Here is a 21,127-nt window from a genome sequence, read left to right as displayed (position 1 = left end):
AAAGAGCGTGTCCGAGAACAGCTCACAAACTCCTATTTTAAAGTACATAAGAAGAATCCATTTAAAAAAAGATTGATCAAAATGGATTCTTCTTATGCAAGTTTAAGTTTTTTTATAAAAAGTTTAATCGTTTTAAGATACATTTTGTTGAACACTAACACCTATTAGTTGATTAGTAATAGCGGGTTTCTTCAGTAGACATGGCAATTGCTTTTGTTTCATGGACTGTACCATATGGATGCTCTGGCGGCGCATAGATAGAATAAACTTTAAGTGGTATATTCCCCATATTGGTTACATTGTGCCATTTTCCAGCAGGGATCATAATCGCATAATCGTCATAGACCATTTCCTGAAAATCTAATTTATCTTTGCTATCACCCATTTGAACAAGTCCCTGACCTTCTTCAATACGTATGAATTGATCAGTTGTCGGGTGGACCTCTAGACCGATATCATCTCCAACATTAATACTCATCAAAGTCACTTGTAAATTCTTCCCCGTCCATAAAGCCGTGCGATACGTGTTATTTTGCTTAGTAGCTTGGTTAATATTCACTACAAATGGTTTTGGCCCATAATCTGTTAATCTGATGCTTCCGTAATACGGATTCCAGTTGTTATTGTACCTATCGCAATAATAATGATTCCAATTATACATCCAATTGTTATAATTCCAGTTGCTATGCATTGGATTTCCCCATTGATAGTGATGCCATGATTTACGGTACATATTCATGCTCCTCTCATGATTTCATTTACCTTTTATCCCGCATTAACGGGCAGTAAGACCCCCACCTTAATATTCAGAGAGAAACGAAGAAGATAGGTGGGGGATAACTGCCCGTAAAAGCCCGATTGGTTCAACTAACCATCAGTGGGGATGAAGCCCCCCACTGATGGAAGTTTCACTTTATCCTATTCAGTTACCTATTTATAGGGATACAAAATGGGGATACATAGACCTTTATTTCAAAAAATAATTTATACTCTCTGATCCGCCACAATATGAATATCAATATATTGCGTCTCTCTCATAATTTCATTTACAATGGAACCTTTTCGAATTTCTTCCCACCTTGTTCTTGCCGATTGCCCGAGTAAAATTTGAGTGACCTGCAATCTCTTCGCTACTTCAATAATGACATCTGCAGGTTTTCTTCCTTTCGTTTCTTCTAGCAAGAACGTCGCATAAAATTGATTCGTCAACGACTTCCATTCATCAATTGTTTGTCTTTTGCTTACCGATAATGATTCTATCTTTTCTCTTTCAACGTTTAATACATATAATTCAGCGTTTAACCGATCTGCCATACGCCAACCACGCCTTATTAACTTCTCTGCCGTTGAACTATATTGCACACAAACGAGAATTTTTTCTTTTACACCAATGGGCTCTGTTACTGATTGGCTAATTTTATCATCCATATCATCTGCAACTTCGCGAAGTGACAGCTCGCGTAAAGCCCCTAAATTATTAACTGTAAAAAAGTTTCGTAAGCTTTGTTGAATTTTTTCTTCCTTATATATCTTTCCATCTATTAATCGTTTCCGCAGCACTTCTGGAGTTACATCAACAAGTTGAATTTCATCTGCTTTTTGTAAAATAAAATCTGGAATACGCTCTCGCACTTTTACATTCGTAATTTGTTCTACAATGTCATGAACGCTTTCTAAATGTTGAATATTAAACGCTGATAACACTGATATTCCAGCATCTAACAATTCCTCTACATCCATATAACGCTTTTTACGTTTTGATCCCGGTATATTGCTATGTGCCAATTCATCCACAACCACCACTTGAGGCGCTCGTTTTATAATTGCCTCTACATCAAGCTCATAAAATACTTTTCCTTTATACTTTATTTCTTTCAAAGGGACTTTTTCTAAATCAGCAATTGCTTCCTCTGTCTCTTTTCTTCCGTGTGTTTCAATTAAACCTATTACAATATCAGTACCTTCTTTTTTCATTTCCCGTGCATCAAATAACATTTTATAACTTTTTCCCACACCCGGTGCCGCTCCCACGTATAACTTCAGTTTTCCTTGATTCATTCTCCTTATTTCCTCTAAATATTCCTCTGGTGATCTTCTTTGAAATGTCGGTTCATCATTTTCAGCGTACATATTCTTATCACATCCTTACAAAACGAACTACCTCAATCGATATAGATTGAGGTAGTTTATCTATTATTTTGTTAGCTTTTGCACTTCTATGTTTAGCTTTAATACATTGACACGCTCTTCCCCATATAAACCAAGTGCACGACCTTCTGTATGGGAAGCAATCATATCTTTCAATTTATCTTTTGAAATTTTTGTTTCCTTCGCAACACGATCCACCTGTGCATATGCTGATTTAGGACTAATATGTGGATCAAGTCCTGAAGCTGAATTTGTCACTAAATCCATTGGCACCTCTGTTACCGGTACAGAAGGGTTATCTTCCTTCCATTTTTCAATACTTTTTTCTGTACGTTGTAGTAATTCCGGATTAGAAGGAGCATAGTTATTAGATCCAGAACCTTCTGCTTTATACTCAATACTGGATACACGCCCTTGAAAATATTTTGCAGATTTAAATTCTTGACCGATTAATTTAGAACCAATTACTTCACCTTTATCATATATTAAACTTCCTTCTGCATTATCCTTCATCGTTACTTGTGCAACCCCAGTTACCGCAGCTGGATAAATCAATCCACATAACACAACAAGCACACCAGTTAAACGAACGACGGGTCCTAAGAAACTTTGTTTTTCTGTCATGAGTATGTCCCCTTCTCTATTAAATGAATAGTCCAACGACCAAATCAATGAGTTTAATACCGATAAATGGTACAAGTACACCACCAAAACCGTAAATAAATAAGTTACGAGAAAGCAATGCATTGGAACTCATCGGTTTATAAGAAATTCCTTTCATTGCTAGTGGAATCAACATCGGAATGATGATTGCGTTAAAAATGAGCGCTGAAAGAATTGCTGAAAATGGCGAATGTAACCCCATAATGTTTAATGCTTCCATTTGCGGAATTGCCACTGTAAACATTGCAGGTATAATCGCAAAATACTTCGCAATATCATTTGCGATACTAAATGTCGTTAATGCACCACGCGTCATCAATAACTGTTTCCCAATTGCTACCACTTCAATAATTTTCGTTGGATTGGAATCTAAATCAATCATATTCGCTGCTTCTTTCGCCGCCGCTGTACCACTATTCATCGCAAGACCAACATCAGCCTGTGCAAGTGCCGGTGCATCGTTCGTACCATCACCCGTCATCGCAACTAATTTTCCTTTTTCTTGCTCTGCTTTAATAACAGCTATTTTATCTTCTGGCTTACATTCTGCTACAAATTCATCTACACCCGCTTCTTTCGCAATCGTTGCCGCCGTTAATGGGTTATCACCAGTACACATTACAGTTTTAATCCCCATTTGACGAAGTTGCTCAAATCGCTCACGCATACCCGGCTTTACAGTATCCTTTAAATAGATTAAACCGAAAATACGATCTCCCGCTGCAACCGCAAGTGGTGTGCCACCTTCTTTTGCAATCAAATCTGCCTTTTGATGTAAATCTTTCGGAATCGTCCCACCTTGGGATTGTACCCAATCAACGACCGCTCCAACTGCTCCTTTTCTTACCTTCACTCCATCGTTTAAATCAACACCACTCATTCTTGTTTCTGCTTTGAATGGAACAAATTCTCCTGTTTCTGCTTCTAACGCATTGTAAGAAAGACCTTTTGAGTTTACGTACTCAATAACGGAGCGCCCTTCTGGTGTTTCATCTAATACAGAGCTAAGCGCTGCCCATTTTGCTAATTTTTCAATTGTTTCATTTCCGGCAGGTAACAACGTATGTGCCATACGATTACCGAATGTAATGGTACCTGTTTTATCTAAGATAATCGTATTGATATCACCTGCTGCTTCAACTGCTTTCCCACTCATTGCAAGTACATTAAACTTTGTGACACGATCCATCCCGGCTATCCCAATCGCAGATAATAACCCACCAATTGTTGTTGGAATTAAACAAACAAGTAAGGCAACGAGAATCGATGTATCAATTTGAAAACCTAAATAATTCGTAAATAACGGCAGTGTGACAACTACAATTAAAAAGATTAATGTTAGGCTCGTTAGTACTGTATTTAACGCAATTTCATTTGGCGTTTTTTGACGTGTTGCTCCTTCGACTAACGAAATCATTTTATCTAAAAACGACTCACCTGGATTACTTGTAATCTGTATCGTAATTTCATCACTCACAACCATCGTTCCGCCTGTCACAGAACAAAAATCTCCGCCTGCTTCTTTCATTACTGGGGCTGATTCCCCTGTAATAGCGGATTCATCTACAGATGCTAAACCGCGTATAACTTCTCCATCACCTGGGATCATCTCGCCTTGTTTCACAAGAACGATGTCACCCTTTTTCAAACTAGATGCTGAAACTCTCGTAACCTCTCCATTTTCTTTTACAATATTAGCAAAGACATCTTTTTTCGACTGTTTTAACGAATCAGCTTGTGCCTTTCCTCGTCCTTCTGCCAACGCTTCTGCAAAATTTGCAAAGAGAACTGTAAATAAAAGAACGAGTGTAACTGTTATATTGAACCATAACGGAACGTTTGTTGATAAGCTCGGCACAATTGATAAAATCAATGTAATGAAAAAGCCAATTTCTACAACAAACATAATTGGATTTTTAACCATTTGCTTCGGATTTAACTTTACAACGGATTGTTTTAAAGCATTTGATACAATATCACGATCCATTGTTTTCGCACTTCTTACTTCACCATCTTCTCGTTTTGGAGATGGCACAGCTTGTATATGCTTCTCTTTCGCCATAGCTGGTCTCATGTTTATTCCCCTCGCTTCTTTCTTATAGAGTTAGAAACTCTGCAATTGGTCCTAATACTAATACCGGGAAGAATGTTAATGCACCAACAATAAAGATCGTGCCAACGAAAATCCCACCAAATAAACCGTTATCTGTTCTGAATGTTCCGACTGTTTTCGGTACTAATGTTTTCTCTTTCAATGAAGCTGCCACTGCAAGCATTGTGACTAAGCCGAAGAAACGAGCTAAATACATCACAAGTCCGGTTGAAATATTCCAAAACGGTGTATTATCTGCTAATCCTTCAAAACCAGAACCATTATTTGCTGCCGATGAAGTAAATTCATAGATTACTTGTGTAATACCATGGAATCCTGAATTTGTAATTGCATCTGTTCCTAAATTTGTAGAAAAAGCAATCGCTGATGCTCCCAAAATTAATAATGGTTGGAATAATAATGTTACTGCGATTAACTTCATTTCTTTTCCTTCTAGCTTTTTACCAAGAAACTCTGGTGTACGTCCGACCATTAAACCTGAAATAAAGACCGCAATCATCGCATACATGATAACGTTTATAAATCCTGCTCCAACACCGCCAAACACTGTATTTAGTAGCATATTCACAAGTGGTAACATCCCGCCAATCGGTGTAAATGTATCATGCATCGCGTTAACCCCACCTGTTTCAGAAGCAGTTGTTACTGTCGCGAATAAAGATGTCATTACTGTTCCTAAGCGAACTTCTTTTCCTTCCATATTCCCCTCTGTACGATCCATTCCTAAATGATTTAATACTGGATTTCCTTGTAATTCAGCCGTTACAACTGTACCAAATCCAATAATAAACATCATAAGCATTGATACAAATAAAATTCTTCCTTGTTTCTTACTACCTATCATTCTTCCATATGTGAATGGAAGCGATGTTGTAATCAACATCATAAGCATCATTTGTAGTACATTTGTAATTGCAGTTGGATTCTCAAAAGGATGTGCCGAGTTAACTCCAAAGAACCCACCACCGTTATTTCCTAGCATTTTAATAGATTCTAAAGATGCTAACGGACCGCGCGGAATCATCTGTTTTGTACCTTCAAGTGTATGCGCTACTGCAGTGCCACTAAATGTTTGTGGCATTCCTTGTGCTACGAATATAAGTGCCATAACAAATGCGATTGGCATTAATACACGTATAATTGCTCGAACAAAATCAACGAAGAAATTTCCTAGTTCCTTACCTGCTAGACCACGAATAAATGCAATTGCTAAAGCTAACGTTGTCGCTGGTGCAGTAAACATCATAAACGTAATCCCGATCATTTGTGATAAATAAGATAAACCACTTTCACCACTATAATGCTGTAAATTTGTATTTGTCATAAAGCTAATTGCTGTATTAAACGCAAGTGTAGGTTCCATACCCTCTATTTTGCTTGGGTTTAATGGGAGAATACCTTGTAATCTGAAAACAAGATAAACAAATAGAATCATACATCCATTTGTTAACAGCATCGCTAATGCGTACTGTATCCAAGATTGATTATTTTGTTTTATACCACCCATTTTAAAAATAAGTCTCTCGATTGGCCCAAACACTTTATCTAACTTTTTACTACCTTGAAACGCTTTTTCTAAATAAGCCCCCATCGGTTTCGCTAGTAGTACAAACAATAATATCGTTACGATAGCTGCCACCCATACCATCATCGCTTTTTCCTCCTACTTAAAACTTCTCCGGATTTAATAACGCATAAACTAAATACACAGTAATCGCTGCTACAATAACTGATAAGGCAATCATCATGATTGCTTCCCTTCTTTCACAACTTTATCTGACCAACTTGTAAGCCCCATCATAGATGCCACTAATACAACAAAGATTCCGATCATCACTCCATCTAACATCCCAATCCCTCATTTCTAAAATGTCAAATTTTACCATTTATCCATCAAAAAAAGAACACTGGGGCTCTACTCAGTGTTCAAAAATGAACAACACAAAAGTAAACCTCCTCTCTAAACGCTTACGAGGTTAGCTGTCGGATTCGGGCCTAAAGAGTAGCCCTACTTTCATAATGAAAGATTCACCCCAAGTGACAATGCACAAAATTGGTTCCCCCGCTCCAAATAATTGGACTCAGCGATATCAGGTTGTTTTTGGAAATTTTTATAAACAATTTATGAATGTAAATATACTCCTCTATATTTGACTTGTAAAGAGTAGAATTACCTAAAATTAGAAAAAATCCAACCATTTAAACGCTTACATTGATTAAGTTTAATATTTTATCATCTGTTTCCTTGTCTTTTCTCTTATTTTCATCAAAATCGACTTTTAATAGGAAACATAAAAAGAGAATGAATTTGGGTACCGTTATAGTAATACCCTAAATTCATTCTCTTTTTGTTTTATAAAAATGTACGCAAACTTCGCCCACGAATATAGACTCGTGTTAATTCCACATGCAACATTTCATACGCAATAATATCCGTTTCTAAATACAAATTCTCTTCTGATAGCAATATCATATATGGTTTTGGAAAAATAGGATCTAGTGCAACCAATTCTTGAATTCGCTCTACTGATACCGCCCAACGATTCGCTATATCCTCACGTAATAACACTTTCATCATCACTTCCCCGCCCTATTCAAAAAATAAAAAAGAAATATTATCACAATTTGTAAACACTACAAATTTAGCTCCAATTGTTTGATAGAGCCTGACTGGATATCTTTTATTTCTTGTGACAACTGTAATAGGCGCCTGAAAAGAAAAACGAATACGTTCGGTAAAAAAGCTAACGATCGGAAGCTCATCTCCTAGTAAGATTACTTTTTTTATTCCACTGCAAACACTTGTTATATTTAGTCCTGTATTGCAGCAATACGTTGATTCAAAGCCACACGCTCGCACTTCATCTGCTATTTGTTCATTTGCTGTAAAAATGATTAAATCCCTTTGAAAAGATATTAACTTTCTTAAACTATTTACTTTATTTTCTTCTCCTACACAAATGAGCGTTACTTCTTTTCCCTCATCCATGTACATCATCCTCCTTAGTATAAAAAGAATTCAAATATAGATTGATATTCTCCTATACTAATCAGACCGATGAAGCGATGTATCCATTCATGCACCATCCTCTCCCAATACGCTTACGAAGTTAGCTGTCGGATTCGGACTTTGAGAGTAGCCCTACTTTCATCATGAAAGATTCACCCCTAGTGACCATGCACAATTTGGTTCCTCCGCTCCATATGCTGGACTCAGCGTTACAAAAAATGTAATTCTGGCTGATATGTTACTCCTAAATTTGGAAAAAGTAAATAATAAAAAAAGCTGGTTATTATAACCATTGAACAGAAGAAATAGGATTTTTAGCCATAGCGTAGTAGAAAAAATAGTAAATGAAATTTTATCGGTGCAAATCAAAATCTATCAGCGATTTTTTCAATATATCGGCGATCCGACAAAGGTTATCGACCATACAACAAATAACGACAAAAAACAGGAGCCTGCTAGCTCCTGCTTCCCCACTGATTAAAGTTTCATTTTATAAGCAAAATGATTCGTTGGTCCATGACCACTTCCGATATGTAACGGCTCTTCAATTGCTATACTAATAAACTGTTTCGCTTCTCGTACTGCTTCTGCCATTTCATATCCTTTTGCAAGCCCTGCTGTTACCGCAGATGCAAATGTACAACCGCTACCATGTGTTTGTTTAGAATCAATTCGCTCGCTTCTAAATTCGATAAACTGCCCACCATCAAATAAGAAGTCAATGACTTCCTTTCCTTGATAATCCGCATGTCCACCTTTCATAAGAACATATTTTGCTCCTAATTCATGCAACATTTTTGTAGCTTTCTTACTGTCTTCAATACTATGAATTTCCATCCCAGTTAATACTTCGGCCTCCGGTACATTTGGAGTCACAACTGTTGCAAGTGGCAATAAATACTCTTTTAATGCTTGTACCGCTTCTTGCTGTAATAACGATGCACCACCTTTTGCAATCATAACAGGATCTAGCACAATATTATTCCAGCCAAACTTTTTAATATTCTCTGCAACGACCTGAATAATTTCACTATTAAATAACATTCCAAGCTTCACAGCATCCGGCGTTAAATCTACACCAATTGAATGTAATTGTTCCTGGATGCCTTCGAGTGCAACAGGGTATACACCTTGAACGCCGAGTGTATTTTGGGCTGTAATCGCAGTAATAGCTGTCATTCCGTATACACCTAGCTCTTGAAATGTTTTTAAATCTGCTTGGATACCTGCACCGCCGCCGCTATCAGATCCAGCAATTGTTAAAGCTTTATTCACTTTCATTTCACTCATCCTTTTCATCCAAAATAACGATGATAAACCGTTTTTGCTTCTACTATATCTTTCGTGCCATGTACAAGAACCCGGCCGTCTTGAAACGCAACAAGTCTCTTACCTTCAACCGAAAATGATAATAAATATGGATTCACCATGAAATCAGCTACACGATCTTTCAATATTTCTTTATATCTACCAAAATCAAGTTTCTCTTTATACGGTGGACGAATTTGAACTGTATTTCTCCCGCACAAAACTGCCGTTTTCGATGTATTCTCTTTATTTAAATAAGGATAGATAGCTTCTGCACCACACGATGTACAATTATGTTTTTTTAGCTTTTGTACATTCATACATGAATATTCATTTTTCCATACATCAAAAGACACGAGCCCATCCCGAAGTGATTCGTAATCCTCAACTAAAAGCTTAAGCGTTTCTGTTACTTGATGAGAAACAACAATAGATACAGCAGGTGAAATGATCCCTGCTGTATCACATGTCGCTCCGCCAAGTGGAATGGATTGTAATAAACAAGAGAGACACGGGGTCTTTCCTGGTAAAATCGTATAAGAAAGGCCGTAGCTTCCTACGCATGCTCCGTAAACCCACGGAATTGAATACTTTTGCGATATATCATTTACAATAAATCGTGTTTCAAAATTGTCAGTCGCATCAATGATTACATCGACATTTGTAACAAGCTCTCCCAACTCTTCTGCTGTTACATCTTGAACAAAAGCCTCTACAATTACATTGCTATTAATGGCCTGCAAACGCCTTTGCGCTGCTACGGCTTTCGGAAGATTATTTTTCACATCCTCCTCACAATATAACTGCTGACGCTGTAAATTACTCCAATCAATATAATCACGATCGACAATTGTTACACGGCCAACGCCAGCTCTCACAAGCATCTCTGCGTTCGCACTACCAAGCGCTCCTGCACCGATAATTAGTACATGCTTTTCTCCGATCTTTTGCTGTCCTGTTTCTCCAATTGGAGAAAATAATTCTTGGCGAGAATATCGATTATTCAACTACACTCATTCCTTCTAAAGGACTACTTGCCGTTGCACAACGTTTACGTGCAATACGCCCTGCTTCAAATCCTAAACGTCCTGCATGAATACCTAGTTTCATTGCTTCCGCCATTTTAATAGGATCTTTCGCACCAGATACAGCTGTATTTAATAGCACACCGTCTGCTCCTAGTTCCATTGCAAACGCAGCATCTGCTGGGCTACCAACACCTGCATCCACGATTACTGGTACAGTTGCTTGTTCAATAATAAAACTTAAGTTTAATGGGTTCACAATACCAAGTCCTGAACCAATTGGTGATGCACCAGGCATAATCGCATGAACACCAAGTTCTTGTAGCTTACGAGCTAATACAACATCATCTGATGTGTAAGGAAGAACGATAAACCCTTCTTCTAAAAGCATTTCAGACGCTTTTAAAGTCTCTACTGGATCTGGTAATAACGTTCTGTCATCCCCAATAACCTCTACTTTTACCATGTCACAAAGCCCTGAAGCTTTTGCTAATTTTGCAATACGAACTGCTTCTTCAGCATTTTTCGCTCCCGCTGTATTTGGAAGTAATGTATATTTTTTCACATCAATTTTTTCTAATAAATTGGGTTGCTGTGCATCAAATATATCCATACGGCGTACTGCAAATGTTAAAATTTCTGCTTCTGATACTTCAATTGCTTTTCTTTGTACATCATAATCTGAAAATTTCCCTGTTCCTAATAAAAGTCTAGAATTGAATGTAAATGGTCCAATGTTTAACATAATCAACCGCCTCCTACGAAAGTTACAATCTCAATTTGGTCTCCATCAAAAACAGATGTATCCTGATGGTCTTCTTTTGTTAAAATATCTGCATTGCGTTCTACTACAACAATCTTTGTATCTAATTCTAAATGCGTAAGCAATTCTGCTACTGTCTTAACACTTCCCGGCACCTCTACTTGCTTACCATTAATTTTTAAGTCCAAACTTCCATCCCCTTTCTATAAATCCATTTTGTTTTTTCAAGCATATAAGTCATGGCTATAAAGAACAAAAGGTGGTTTGCTCTCGTTTTCTCTCTTTGTTTTCATTTGGCATGGGGCAGGAAAAGGACCTGACCGCTTCTATGCATGGCTGGATACTCTCTCCTACCTAAAAAAGGTAGTTTTTTATTTACATTTAGCTAAAATGACTTTGAAAGCAACGAATCTAATAAATCATTCCCTTGCTTTCCTTCTATTACATCTGCCATATATTGACCAGAAACAGGACTTAATAAAATTCCATTGCGGTAATGCCCCGTACAAGCATACAGCCCTTTTATTTCCTCATGTGCTCCCATATAAGGGACTTCATGATTAGATTGCGGGCGTAACCCCGCCCACGCACTTTCCCATTCCGCTTCTTTCAAAGCTGGCAAGATTGTGTAAGCACGCTCTAGTATTGAAGTGATACTTTCTGGTTGTACAGATTTGTTAAATGTATGAGGGTGCATTGTTGCTCCAATCACATAGCGTCCCCCGCGTTTTGGTGCGATATAAAATCGTTCTTGAAAAATAGGAGACTTCAATAATGGCTTATGACTCTTCACAGCGACTACTTCTCCTTTTACAGGATATGTACCCCAGTCTTTATCAAAATAATGAAGGAGTTTTGTACTCCAAGAACCGCCTGCAATGACTACCTTTTCACAAGAAATACATCCTTCGCTTGTAACAATTCCAGTCACTTGATTATGTTCAATCTGAATATCAAACACTTCTGTTTGTTCATATATATCGGCACCAGAAATAGCTGCTGACTGTGCAAATGCTTTTGTAAGTTCCGGGGCAATAACATGACCATCCTTTGGATAATATACAGCACCTATAATAGATGAAGAAAGAAATGGTTCTTTCTCGTGAAGCTCATCTCTATTCATAAAATATGATTCTTCACCTGTTTCTTGCTGCCAATTCATAATATCTAGTATTCTTCTCTTCTCATCTTCAGTTTGAGCAATACGATAGATACCTTTCTCTTCATACCCAATGTCAATACCCGTTTTTTCACGTAACGTTTCTGCAAGTTGTGGAAATATTTCACGGCTTTTCCTAGCAAGTTCAAATAGTGGGTCATACGCATCCCACTCCGCCTGTACACCAAGTAAACCTGCCGCTGCCTTTGAAGCTTCAGATGCAATCCTTTGCTTCTCAACAATTGCAACTTGGCAACCTCGTTCTGCTAGAAAATGTGCAACTGAACTACCAATTACACCACCGCCAATAATGGCTACATCATACTTCTTACTCATGATTTTCCGCCCACTTTCTTATTGTTTCCTTATACAATCTTGCTTTCTCATATGGATTACGATCACTTACAATTCCAGACATAACAGCAATACCACTCACACCCGATTTAAGAACCTCTGCTGTATTTTGAGGCGTTATCCCACCAATAGCCGTAATTGGTATCGTTAACCGCCTTGCTATATCTGAAATTTCTTCTAGTCCTCTTGCCGGGACCCCCTTTTTGCAATCCGTCGAAAATACATGGCCATAAACAAGTGAATCTGCGCCGTTTTTGAAAGCTATTATCGCTTCTTCTAAAGAATGCACAGAATATCCAACATGCAAATACGAAAACTTTTCTTTCACAGACTTAATATCGGCACTTCGATATCCTAATTGTACGCGAGGGATATGTAATAGAATCGCAACATCAATCCGATCATTCATCACGAGCTTAGATGCTGGAAAGCCTCTTTTTAAGAGACTCTCCACACCTTCATACAACTCTTTCGTACTTTTCTCACGCTCACGAATATGCAAATAATCAATCTCACTCTCAATTTGCATCGCTACATTCGCCAACTCTTCGAATGTCATCTGACCATTTGAGATAACATGGAGCTCATCTTTCATATTCCTTCGCCTACTTTAAAATGTTTTCGAATAACTCATTAGCAGGAACACTTTCTTTTGTCATTCCTTTGTCTTTCAACCATTTATTTTGTTTTTCCCATGACTCTTTTGAATCTGATAAAAATGGCTCATCTTTCGTTTCCATTTTCTCTAATAAAATTTTCATACTTTCTTTTTCAACTTCTGGAACAAGTGGGAAGTTTTCTTTTTCTTGATGATCTAATAAAATATTAAGTGCCTCATCTGGATTTTTCTTCATAAAGTCAAATCCTTTTTTCGCACCACGTAAAAATGCTTGCAATGATTCTTTATCTTTTTTCAATGTTTTGTCACCTGTAACAAAAACAAGTTCATGATAATTTGGTACACCGTAGTCAGCTGGATTAAAGTACGCTGGCTCATGCCCTTCATGACGCATAACTGGAACTTCATGGTTAATGTACGCCCCCGTTACAGCATCTACCTTTTTCGTAATTAACGCTGGAACTAAATCAAATCCAACATCTACTACTTTTACAGTTTCAGGATTACCACCATCTTCTTTAACCATTGTTTTTAAATATGCCTCACTTAAAGGTGTTCCAGAATAACCAACTGTTTTCCCTTCTAAATCTTTCGGAGACTGAATGCCTGCTGATTTTAGTGATACAACATGGTTTAATGGAGAGCGAACGACAGCTCCAATTGATTTTACTGGAATTTGTTCATTTGCTCTCGCGATAACAACATCTGGTTGATAATATAGGCCAACTGTTACTTTCCCTGCTGCTGCTAACGTTAATGGATCCGTCGGGTTAGATGGAAATTTAATATTTACCTTTATACCTTCTTCTTTAAAGTATCCTTTTTCAATTGCCGCATAGATGAAACTATGCACTGCATTTGGATACCAATCGAGCATAACCGTTACTTCTTTCTCAGCCTTTTTCTTCTCTGATGATGAATTGCTAGAACACCCTGCAATCATTGCAACTAATAATGTAAACACAAAGATGCGTTTGAATAATTTCATGAATGTTTCCTCCAACTAATGAATTTCTTTTCTAATATAGAAACAAGTAATACAAAGAAAATAGCGAGTAATGATAACAATACTATCGGTGCAAATACGCCCGCTCCGTCTAGCTGCGTCATCATTCGTTTACTAAAATACCCAAGGCCCGCTTGTGCTCCGAGCCATTCCCCAATCGCTGCACCAATTACACTAAGCGGAACAGCAATTTTTAAAGCAGAGAAAAAGTATGGGAGCGCAGAGGGTAACTTTAACTTGAGAAAAATATCTTTTTTCGTTGCACCGTATGTTACTAAAAGCTCCTCCCATTCCTTTTTCGTGCTACGTAATCCGTCATACGTATTAACCGCAATCGGGAAGAATGTAATTAAAACCGTAACAACTACCTTGCTCCAAATTGAATATCCAAACCATAAAACAAATAGTGGTGCTAAAGCAGTAATCGGAATCGTTTGTGAAGCGACTAATAACGGATAAAAAGCTCTTTCTATCCATTTACTCGCATTCATTGCCATCGCGAGTCCCACACCTAGTACAATAGAAATAACAACACCGATTAAGACAACATATAATGTTGCCGGTAGATGAACTGTAAGTAGTATATCTCGTAGCGCCCATATTTTAGCTAGAATTGCAGTAGGAGATGGCAAAATATACATCTCATCTACAATCCTAGCCCCCACTTCCCAAGCGATGAGCAGTATGCTGCTTAAAATCAATGCAGGCAATAACTCTGTCACACGCTTCATACGAGCACCTGCCTTTGTAGCATGCTAAGCAATTCATCTTTTAAAGCTAATATCTCAGGTTTATGCAAATCTTTCCTTGTGCGATCTGGTCCAAGTGGTACAGTACGTTCCGTCAAAGTTGTTATAGGCTGCTCTGTCACAACTAAAATCCGATTAGAAAGAAAAAGTGCTTCCTCCACATCGTGTGTAATAAATAAAATTGTTTTTTTCCACTGTTTCCATTGTTCAAACAACCATTCTTGCAACGTTGCCTTCGTTAAGGCATCTAATGCGCTAAACGGTTCATCTAACAATAAAATGTCCCCGCCTGTTAACAATGTTCGAATAAAGGATACTCGCTGCCGCATACCACCTGATAAATCTTTCGGATACTTGTTCTCATATCCTAGTAAACCAAATTTCTCTAACAATCCTTTGGCTGTTACATGCGCTTCTTTTTTCTTTATTCCTTGACACTCTAACGGTAATGCCGCATTTTCAATAATCATTCTCCACGGCAAGAGCATATCTTTTTGTGGCATATACCCTACAGGATGACTCGTTGTTTCTGTTAGCTGAATCTTTCCAGCCGTCGGTTCTTCTAATCCTGTAATTAAACGAAACAATGTGCTTTTGCCACAGCCACTCGGCCCAATAACGCTAACAAACTCTCTTTCTTGCACGGAAGCATCTAGACCGTTTATGATTGGCTTTTCATCATAATGAAAGGAAACATTATGAAATTGTAGTATGCTCTTGCTCTTCAAAACCCCACATCTCCTTACGATACGCCATATCCCAGAATAGATACTCAAACCGGCTGGAATATAAGAAAATTTCTTCTAATCTAGCGAGCTCTTGTTCAGATTTCCCTTCAGCTAGTTCATTTAATAAATCCATTAGCCAAGTGCAAAGATTGCCATACTCTTCTGAGCTATACCCTTGAATCCATTCACCAAAAAATTCATGATCTCTTGCTCCAGGAATGTCATTTAAGCGTTTTCCAATTTCCCAATAGCTCCACATACATGGAAGAAGAGCCGCAATTAACTCTGCAAGCGTACCATTTTGAGATACTGACATCATATAATTTGTATATGCTAAATTTTTAGCAGATGGCTTTGCCTCTTCCATCTCTTGTATAGAAATACCAAGACGTTTTGCATACTGTTTATGAATCGTCATTTCTCCATTTAAAATACCATCTATTTGTTCTGCAAATTTGCCCATCACCTGCGGATTCGTTGCTTTTACAACTCCTATTGCATACAGTTTTGCATAGTCTAGCAAATATAAATAATCTTGTATGATGTAATATTGGAATTTATCTTTTTCTAACGTACCATCCCCCATTCCAGTTACAAACGGATGGTTATGACTTTTCTCCCAAACAGGCTGTACAGTTTCAAATAACCTCTCACAAAATTTCATTTATATTTCCCCTTCCTTTATATCTATTTATTAAAATAAAAAACCACTTCTATATAAGAAGTGGTTATGGCAAATAAAAATATTTTTATTCGTTGCTCCACTTCCCTACGCTAGCATAATCTAGATCAGGTCAGTAAGGGTTAAGGACAATTCCTCTCTCAGCACATAAAGCACCCCTAGTGGTTTCTACTATTCAATTATCAAATAAAAAAGCCCCGTTTCTCTGCGCAAAGAAACGGGGACTGAATGTTCATGTCCGAATTGCTTCCCTACGCTAGCATAATCTAGATCAGGTGATGAAAAGGATAAAAGACTCTCGGTCTTACTCTCAGCTGGCAACACCAGCTCTCCTAGCATAATATAAAATTAACATTGTCAGTATAACACTGTCATGAGGCATCAGCAACTGTTTTCACTTCTTCCTGCCCTATACAACATAAAAACAGGAAGCAAAAAGTTCGATTTATCCCGCTATTTACGAGCAGTAACACTCCCATGGGAAATAGATCCTTCCAAAAATCAAGATTGGTTATGGATAAAGATACACACCAATGAAAGTATCACTTTATATGTATCATAATTATTTACTTGTTATTCTTATAATATATTTCGATTCTATTAAAAAATTGTTATTTTTTCACATATCATATTACAGTTATGTGAATAACGCACAAAATATTATACCTTTATACTATAATAAAAGATATATTAATACATCTATGGGAGGGCTAATATTAGATGAAACAGAAAGCTACAGCTTTAACAGCAACTACTGTCGCAGTCACCTCTCTACTTCCATCCATAAATCAAGTAGATACACGTACTGTAGCAGCTCAACAATTACCTACTCAACACATTCAACATATAAAATCTGACTCAGAAATATTATATTCAGATAACGAGATAGGCACAAGTAATAAAACGAACTCCTTAAAAAAACAAAACCGTTCATTGACTCACTCTACTGAACAAAAAAACCATTATATCGTAAATGCCAACGTTTTAAACATTCGTTCTAAACCCACTATCAATTCCTCGATTATTGATAGATTACCCAATGGAGCATTCATCTCTGTACAAGAAACAACAGGGGATTGGTATAAAATCTCATATAATGAACAAGTGGGATATGTAAAAAAAGAATTTGTCTCTCATACATCAGAACCGCTAGTTAAAGGAATTACTACGCAAAAGGAACCTTCCTTTTATGTTGCTACCCCTACATTAAAAGTCCGCAGCGGTGCCGGAACAAACACTGCCGTGATTGGCTCTTTGCAAAATGGAACACAAATAAAAATTGTGGAAACAGTCGGTACTTGGTATAAAATCCGTTTCGGAACAACTTATGGATTTGTAGCAAAACATTATATCATTCAAAAACAACCACAAACGCGACAAACCGCTCCTTCTATTCCTGCTGTTTTTAAATTTCCGACTAAAGGAACACTTAGTTCGACATTTGATGTGCGCTGGGAACAAATGCATTATGGTATAGATTTTACCGCACCAGGTAATGTTCCAATTCATGCAGCTGCTGCAGGGAGAGTTATAAAGTCCTATTACTCTGCTAGCTATGGAAATGTCGTATTTATAGCACACCATATTCAAGGTAAACTATATACAACCGTTTATGCTCATATGAAAGACCGTTCAGTGCAAGTTGGGGATTTAGTTCAAACTGGGGACTTATTAGGATATATGGGGAATACAGGGCATTCATTCGGCCAGCATCTCCATTTTGAATTACATAATGGTGAATGGAATTTTGAAAAGACCAATGCAGTCAATCCACTGCCTTATTTGGTTCGATAATCCGATATGCCACGTAACATTAATATTCCCTTAATAATCGAATATTTAGCTTTTCTCGGTCTAATCTGTTGCTTAGTCATTTACAACACAAACCTTGTTTTTTTAAGCATTGTCATTGCATTTGTTGCGATTGAGTCATTGATGGAAACATTCAAGATCCGACTAAAGAAAAAAATTTCTCATATATATACTGCACTTATTATGATGAGTGGCTTGAAAACCAATATTATTTATAGTGGTTTTCATATGGCTGCTATACTCCCTGTATTTTTCATGGGAGTGCTAATCATTATTTCCCAATATATCTACATTCCTGAACACCGAAAAAAACAGCAAAACGGTAAAAAACAGCAAGAAGCTTAGAACACCTTTCTACATTTATGAAAAAAAGATCTCATTTTTGAAATGAGATCTTTTTTTCATACTACACTATAAAAAACTGCTCTTTATCCGCACGCATATCGTTCATAAATAAAGCTTAAGTTATACTTCCTTTCTAATCCCATTCGTTGTTCATTATCGCACCAATAAAATAAAATATCATGGATCGTTGCATAGCGCTTATTCTTTAGAAATTGTTTAATAAATGATGGCAAACAATCATGTAATTGTATAAAGATATAATTCCGTAAAATTTCTTCCTTATATTCAATTCCTTTGCAAACATACATCAACTCTTCACAATAATATGCATGTTGCGGAACTTGAATCATTTCAAAGAATGGTACATAGGATAATAGTTTTCCAATGAAGTGCTCGTATCGGCTCATGAACTCAAACGACATATGCTCCATCATTTCCTTCATTACATAAAGATAATCGTCTACATGAGTTGTTTTTAACGGATTAAGGCGGTCAGAAATTTGAGCAATTACAGCCCGTTGACATGCAACAACAGAGCGACTTGGTCCATAATATGTTAAAAAGTCTGTACACTTACGATATTTTTTTAATAAGTCATATATGTATAGGTCATAAACGTATGTATTACAGTATATCGCTAAGTTCATCATTTCTTGATCTAATTCTTCTTTAGACAATAGTTTTGCCTGTTTACAAATATAAAAGAATGTCAGTTCCATTACTTCTTTATGTGATAATATGTTCTCACATTTTTCAATACATTCTTCATTAAATTTAATTCTTTCCCATATCATTATATCCGAATCTTCTAGTCTTCCTATACGATATTTTATGATTAAATAGTTCCATGCCACAACTTGTGTTAAAATATCCCACGTCTCATATTCCATAGATGTATGTACAAATCCCTCTAAATTATGGCTCACCATAAATGTATAAGCTTCCTTATACCAACCAATCTCCTGACACAAACGAACAATGCGAACTAAAGTTGGGATTTCATCTTTATGAAACTGTGGCAAATCCTTCACCTTATTCATTCCATATAAAATAAACGGGGCTAAATTTTCTTGTTTATAAAATTCTTTTTCTTTCCAGGCTAAAATTGTTCGCTCTTTTCCTTCGCCTTTTGGATGATCTGGTACAAGTAAAGAAAGTAAATCCGCAAAATTATTTGGTTCCACATAGACATCTGTAACCAAATTCCAATTCGGATTACTCTGCACATCCTTCATATCATTTCTCCTCCGTTTCCATTTATATATGAAATCTTAATCGTTTAAGTTACTAATATTAATATATTCAAAAATCATTATTAATCTTATATCTATCATTATATCATTTTTAAACTTAACAAAAATTAGTAATAGCAATTGTTAATCAAAATTTCAAATGAACTTAATGTCTGTCATTCTTCAGATATACTTCGCTAACTTTTTCCTATGTACATTTGGATACGTTTTATTAACAACGTAATTTTATATCGGTATTAGTAAAACGTATCCACTTTTCCATTTTCTCTAGCATCTAAATGCAGTGTGTTTTCTAGACAAAAAACACTTCATTCCATATGCTCGGAAATTTCACTTAAAGCAAATCCTGCTTGATCATCTGTTTTCTCTGCTGTTGCTAAATCACCTAGCGCTAGCATCCCAACAAGCTGCCCATTCTCAACTACAGGCAATCTTCTAATTTGATGCTGTGCCATTAACTCTGTAGCCTTTTCAATAGGATCATTAGGAGAAACGTAAACAATTCCAGTAGTCATAACATTTGTAATTTTATTAGACCCAGGATGTTTCTCAGCAATTCCACGGACAACTAAATCACGATCTGTAACAAGACCAACCACTTGATTGTTCTCTACAACTGGAATCATTCCAATGTCCTCTTCTTTCATTTTCACAGCGGCTTCATATACATTATCTAGCGGTGTACACTGTACAATATCAGTACTCATACATTCTCTAACTGTTGTCATGTATTTCTATTCCCTCCTTTTTATACATACTATAGCTTTTCCAAATTCCCTTTATTTATTATGAAATAAAGGGAATTTCAGATCGATGCTACCTTATAAAAAAGGAGAAAATTTTCATAAGAAAAAAGAGCCAGCTAATTGCTGACTCTTTTGTATGACCCGTACGGGATTCGAACCCGTGTTACCGCCGTGAAAGGGCGGTGTCTTAACCACTTGACCAACGGGCCATGGCTCCGCAGGTAGGACTCGAACCTACGACCGATCGGTTAACAGCCGATAGCTCTACCACTGAGCTACTGCGGAATATGGTGGGCCTAAATGGACTCGAACCATCGACCTCACGCTTATCAGGCGTGCGCTCTAACCAGCTGAGCTATAGGCCCATATCTTTCAAAACAGGGGCAGTAGGAATTGAACCCACACCGGAGGTTTTGGAGACCTCTGTTCTACCTTTAAACTATGCCCCTAAGTGGTGCCGGCTAGAGGACTTGAACCCCCAACCTACTGATTACAAGTCAGTTGCTCTACCAATTGAGCTAAGCCGGCTTTCCAAAAAAAAATATGGCTCGGGACGGAATCGAACCGCCGACACGAGGATTTTCAGTCCTCTGCTCTACCGACTGAGCTACCGAGCCAAAACATAAATGGCGGTCCCGACCGGG

General features: G+C 37.2%; 23 protein-coding genes, 6 tRNA genes and 4 riboswitches. Of the genes, 2 read left to right on the top strand and 27 right to left on the bottom strand.

What is annotated here, in order from left to right; all coding sequences use genetic code 11:
* Positions 1–172: 172 nt before the first annotated feature.
* From CN373_RS00150 to tenA, 19 genes are all read right to left on the bottom strand, one after another.
* Positions 173–733, bottom strand: a complete 561-nt coding sequence (locus CN373_RS00150) for a cupin domain-containing protein (protein WP_000285955.1) — start codon at positions 731–733, stop codon at positions 173–175.
* Between the two features lie 251 nt (positions 734–984).
* Positions 985–2,130 carry a KdpD-like non-kinase potassium sensor gene (gene kdpDN / locus CN373_RS00145; protein ID WP_098358574.1) on the bottom strand — a complete coding sequence of 382 codons (1,146 nt, stop codon included), beginning with the start codon at positions 2,128–2,130 and terminating at the stop codon, positions 985–987.
* Between the two features lie 63 nt (positions 2,131–2,193).
* Positions 2,194–2,772 (bottom strand): K(+)-transporting ATPase subunit C, encoded by a 579-nt coding sequence (gene kdpC / locus CN373_RS00140; protein WP_000136963.1) that lies wholly within the window; start codon positions 2,770–2,772, stop codon positions 2,194–2,196.
* A 19-nt stretch (positions 2,773–2,791) separates the two neighbouring features.
* Entirely contained in the window at positions 2,792–4,885 is a 2,094-nt protein-coding gene (gene kdpB / locus CN373_RS00135; protein ID WP_001247106.1) for a potassium-transporting ATPase subunit KdpB, read from the bottom strand.
* A 22-nt stretch (positions 4,886–4,907) separates the two neighbouring features.
* Positions 4,908–6,572, bottom strand: coding sequence for a potassium-transporting ATPase subunit KdpA (gene kdpA / locus CN373_RS00130; protein ID WP_098358611.1), 1,665 nt, complete (start codon positions 6,570–6,572; stop codon positions 4,908–4,910).
* A 19-nt stretch (positions 6,573–6,591) separates the two neighbouring features.
* On the bottom strand, positions 6,592–6,672 hold the full coding sequence (gene kdpF, locus CN373_RS00125; protein WP_000972378.1) for a K(+)-transporting ATPase subunit F: 81 nt from the start codon (positions 6,670–6,672) through the stop codon (positions 6,592–6,594).
* Positions 6,669–6,773 carry a hypothetical protein gene (locus tag CN373_RS00120; RefSeq protein WP_098358573.1) on the bottom strand — a complete coding sequence of 35 codons (105 nt, stop codon included), beginning with the start codon at positions 6,771–6,773 and terminating at the stop codon, positions 6,669–6,671. The genes kdpF and CN373_RS00120 overlap by 4 nt, the downstream gene beginning before the upstream one ends.
* A gap of 102 nt (positions 6,774–6,875) precedes the next feature.
* Positions 6,876–7,021, bottom strand: a riboswitch (cyclic di-AMP (ydaO/yuaA leader).
* Positions 7,022–7,277: 256 nt separating this feature from the next.
* Positions 7,278–7,499 (bottom strand): hypothetical protein, encoded by a 222-nt coding sequence (locus CN373_RS00115; protein ID WP_098358572.1) that lies wholly within the window; start codon positions 7,497–7,499, stop codon positions 7,278–7,280.
* Positions 7,500–7,514: 15 nt separating this feature from the next.
* On the bottom strand, positions 7,515–7,913 hold the full coding sequence (locus CN373_RS00105) for a hypothetical protein (protein WP_098358571.1): 399 nt from the start codon (positions 7,911–7,913) through the stop codon (positions 7,515–7,517).
* A gap of 94 nt (positions 7,914–8,007) precedes the next feature.
* Positions 8,008–8,153: riboswitch (cyclic di-AMP (ydaO/yuaA leader) on the bottom strand.
* Between the two features lie 258 nt (positions 8,154–8,411).
* Entirely contained in the window at positions 8,412–9,224 is an 813-nt protein-coding gene (thiD, locus tag CN373_RS00100; protein ID WP_113745316.1) for a bifunctional hydroxymethylpyrimidine kinase/phosphomethylpyrimidine kinase, read from the bottom strand.
* Between the two features lie 5 nt (positions 9,225–9,229).
* On the bottom strand, positions 9,230–10,249 hold the full coding sequence (locus CN373_RS00095; protein WP_098358570.1) for a thiazole biosynthesis adenylyltransferase ThiF: 1,020 nt from the start codon (positions 10,247–10,249) through the stop codon (positions 9,230–9,232).
* A complete protein-coding gene (locus tag CN373_RS00090; protein ID WP_098358569.1) occupies positions 10,242–11,012 on the bottom strand; it encodes a thiazole synthase in 771 nt (256 codons plus the stop codon). Before CN373_RS00090 ends, CN373_RS00095 begins: the two co-directional genes overlap by 8 nt.
* A 2-nt stretch (positions 11,013–11,014) precedes the next feature.
* Positions 11,015–11,218, bottom strand: coding sequence for a sulfur carrier protein ThiS (gene thiS, locus CN373_RS00085; RefSeq protein WP_000364404.1), 204 nt, complete (start codon positions 11,216–11,218; stop codon positions 11,015–11,017).
* 197 nt (positions 11,219–11,415) lie between these two features.
* A complete protein-coding gene (gene thiO / locus CN373_RS00080; RefSeq protein ID WP_098358568.1) occupies positions 11,416–12,525 on the bottom strand; it encodes a glycine oxidase ThiO in 1,110 nt (369 codons plus the stop codon).
* A complete protein-coding gene (gene tenI, locus CN373_RS00075) occupies positions 12,518–13,138 on the bottom strand; it encodes a thiazole tautomerase TenI (RefSeq protein ID WP_098358567.1) in 621 nt (206 codons plus the stop codon). Before tenI ends, thiO begins: the two co-directional genes overlap by 8 nt.
* A gap of 10 nt (positions 13,139–13,148) precedes the next feature.
* Positions 13,149–14,150, bottom strand: coding sequence for an ABC transporter substrate-binding protein (locus CN373_RS00070; RefSeq protein WP_098358566.1), 1,002 nt, complete (start codon positions 14,148–14,150; stop codon positions 13,149–13,151).
* Entirely contained in the window at positions 14,147–14,899 is a 753-nt protein-coding gene (locus CN373_RS00065; protein WP_098358565.1) for an ABC transporter permease, read from the bottom strand. The genes CN373_RS00070 and CN373_RS00065 overlap by 4 nt, the downstream gene beginning before the upstream one ends.
* Complete coding sequence (locus tag CN373_RS00060; protein ID WP_098358564.1) at positions 14,896–15,645, bottom strand: ABC transporter ATP-binding protein; 750 nt, start codon at positions 15,643–15,645, stop codon at positions 14,896–14,898. Before CN373_RS00060 ends, CN373_RS00065 begins: the two co-directional genes overlap by 4 nt.
* Positions 15,614–16,309, bottom strand: a complete 696-nt coding sequence (gene tenA / locus CN373_RS00055; RefSeq protein ID WP_000666844.1) for a thiaminase II — start codon at positions 16,307–16,309, stop codon at positions 15,614–15,616. The genes CN373_RS00060 and tenA overlap by 32 nt, the downstream gene beginning before the upstream one ends.
* Positions 16,310–16,394: 85 nt before the next feature.
* A riboswitch (TPP riboswitch) is annotated at positions 16,395–16,497 on the bottom strand.
* 61 nt (positions 16,498–16,558) lie between these two features.
* Positions 16,559–16,671, bottom strand: a riboswitch (TPP riboswitch).
* A 376-nt stretch (positions 16,672–17,047) separates the two neighbouring features.
* Between tenA and CN373_RS00050 the strand changes: the two genes are divergently transcribed.
* Positions 17,048–18,121 carry an SH3 domain-containing protein gene (locus CN373_RS00050; RefSeq protein WP_098358563.1) on the top strand — a complete coding sequence of 358 codons (1,074 nt, stop codon included), beginning with the start codon at positions 17,048–17,050 and terminating at the stop codon, positions 18,119–18,121.
* Between the two features lie 6 nt (positions 18,122–18,127).
* Positions 18,128–18,484: a hypothetical protein gene (locus CN373_RS00045; RefSeq protein ID WP_098358562.1), complete on the top strand. Its 357-nt coding sequence runs from the start codon at positions 18,128–18,130 to the stop codon at positions 18,482–18,484.
* A gap of 83 nt (positions 18,485–18,567) precedes the next feature.
* On the opposite strand, the gene CN373_RS00040 is transcribed toward CN373_RS00045, so the two are convergent.
* The 8 genes from CN373_RS00040 to CN373_RS00005 form a co-directional block, all read right to left on the bottom strand.
* Positions 18,568–19,719, bottom strand: a complete 1,152-nt coding sequence (locus CN373_RS00040; RefSeq protein WP_000655912.1) for a DUF3965 domain-containing protein — start codon at positions 19,717–19,719, stop codon at positions 18,568–18,570.
* Positions 19,720–20,045: 326 nt separating this feature from the next.
* Positions 20,046–20,465 (bottom strand): CBS domain-containing protein, encoded by a 420-nt coding sequence (locus tag CN373_RS00035; protein WP_000214384.1) that lies wholly within the window; start codon positions 20,463–20,465, stop codon positions 20,046–20,048.
* 155 nt (positions 20,466–20,620) lie between these two features.
* Positions 20,621–20,692, bottom strand: a tRNA-Glu gene (locus tag CN373_RS00030).
* Position 20,693: 1 nt separating this feature from the next.
* Positions 20,694–20,768, bottom strand: a tRNA-Asn gene (locus CN373_RS00025).
* A gap of 3 nt (positions 20,769–20,771) precedes the next feature.
* Positions 20,772–20,848: transfer RNA gene (locus CN373_RS00020), tRNA-Ile, on the bottom strand.
* A 13-nt stretch (positions 20,849–20,861) separates the two neighbouring features.
* Positions 20,862–20,932: transfer RNA gene (locus CN373_RS00015), tRNA-Trp, on the bottom strand.
* Between the two features lie 3 nt (positions 20,933–20,935).
* A tRNA-Thr gene (locus CN373_RS00010) sits at positions 20,936–21,011 on the bottom strand.
* Between the two features lie 16 nt (positions 21,012–21,027).
* Positions 21,028–21,100, bottom strand: a tRNA-Phe gene (locus tag CN373_RS00005).
* Positions 21,101–21,127: the final 27 nt, after the last annotated feature.

Origin of the sequence: Bacillus cereus (genome assembly GCF_002561295.1) — a bacterium.
In the GTDB taxonomy this organism is placed as follows: Bacteria; Bacillota; Bacilli; order Bacillales; family Bacillaceae_G; genus Bacillus_A; species Bacillus_A cereus_S.
This window is presented reverse-complemented; position numbering and strand designations above follow the sequence as displayed.

What these genes read in the sequence shown, in the direction of transcription:
- CN373_RS00150 (WP_000285955.1), bottom strand. Translation starts at nt 733, where the DNA reads ATGTACCGTAAATCATGGCATCACTATCAATGGGGAAATCCAATGCAT.
- kdpDN (WP_098358574.1), bottom strand. Translation starts at nt 2,130, where the DNA reads ATGTACGCTGAAAATGATGAACCGACATTTCAAAGAAGATCACCAGAG.
- kdpC (WP_000136963.1), bottom strand. Translation starts at nt 2,772, where the DNA reads ATGACAGAAAAACAAAGTTTCTTAGGACCCGTCGTTCGTTTAACTGGT.
- kdpB (WP_001247106.1), bottom strand. Translation starts at nt 4,885, where the DNA reads ATGAGACCAGCTATGGCGAAAGAGAAGCATATACAAGCTGTGCCATCT.
- kdpA (WP_098358611.1), bottom strand. Translation starts at nt 6,572, where the DNA reads ATGGTATGGGTGGCAGCTATCGTAACGATATTATTGTTTGTACTACTA.
- kdpF (WP_000972378.1), bottom strand. Translation starts at nt 6,672, where the DNA reads ATGATGATTGCCTTATCAGTTATTGTAGCAGCGATTACTGTGTATTTA.
- CN373_RS00120 (WP_098358573.1), bottom strand. Translation starts at nt 6,773, where the DNA reads ATGTTAGATGGAGTGATGATCGGAATCTTTGTTGTATTAGTGGCATCT.
- CN373_RS00115 (WP_098358572.1), bottom strand. Translation starts at nt 7,499, where the DNA reads ATGAAAGTGTTATTACGTGAGGATATAGCGAATCGTTGGGCGGTATCA.
- CN373_RS00105 (WP_098358571.1), bottom strand. Translation starts at nt 7,913, where the DNA reads ATGGATGAGGGAAAAGAAGTAACGCTCATTTGTGTAGGAGAAGAAAAT.
- thiD (WP_113745316.1), bottom strand. Translation starts at nt 9,224, where the DNA reads ATGAGTGAAATGAAAGTGAATAAAGCTTTAACAATTGCTGGATCTGAT.
- CN373_RS00090 (WP_098358569.1), bottom strand. Translation starts at nt 11,012, where the DNA reads ATGTTAAACATTGGACCATTTACATTCAATTCTAGACTTTTATTAGGA.
- thiO (WP_098358568.1), bottom strand. Translation starts at nt 12,525, where the DNA reads ATGAGTAAGAAGTATGATGTAGCCATTATTGGCGGTGGTGTAATTGGT.
- tenI (WP_098358567.1), bottom strand. Translation starts at nt 13,138, where the DNA reads ATGAAAGATGAGCTCCATGTTATCTCAAATGGTCAGATGACATTCGAA.
- CN373_RS00070 (WP_098358566.1), bottom strand. Translation starts at nt 14,150, where the DNA reads ATGAAATTATTCAAACGCATCTTTGTGTTTACATTATTAGTTGCAATG.
- CN373_RS00065 (WP_098358565.1), bottom strand. Translation starts at nt 14,899, where the DNA reads ATGAAGCGTGTGACAGAGTTATTGCCTGCATTGATTTTAAGCAGCATA.
- tenA (WP_000666844.1), bottom strand. Translation starts at nt 16,309, where the DNA reads ATGAAATTTTGTGAGAGGTTATTTGAAACTGTACAGCCTGTTTGGGAG.
- CN373_RS00050 (WP_098358563.1), top strand. Translation starts at nt 17,048, where the DNA reads ATGAAACAGAAAGCTACAGCTTTAACAGCAACTACTGTCGCAGTCACC.
- CN373_RS00045 (WP_098358562.1), top strand. Translation starts at nt 18,128, where the DNA reads ATGCCACGTAACATTAATATTCCCTTAATAATCGAATATTTAGCTTTT.
- CN373_RS00040 (WP_000655912.1), bottom strand. Translation starts at nt 19,719, where the DNA reads ATGAAGGATGTGCAGAGTAATCCGAATTGGAATTTGGTTACAGATGTC.
- CN373_RS00035 (WP_000214384.1), bottom strand. Translation starts at nt 20,465, where the DNA reads ATGACAACAGTTAGAGAATGTATGAGTACTGATATTGTACAGTGTACA.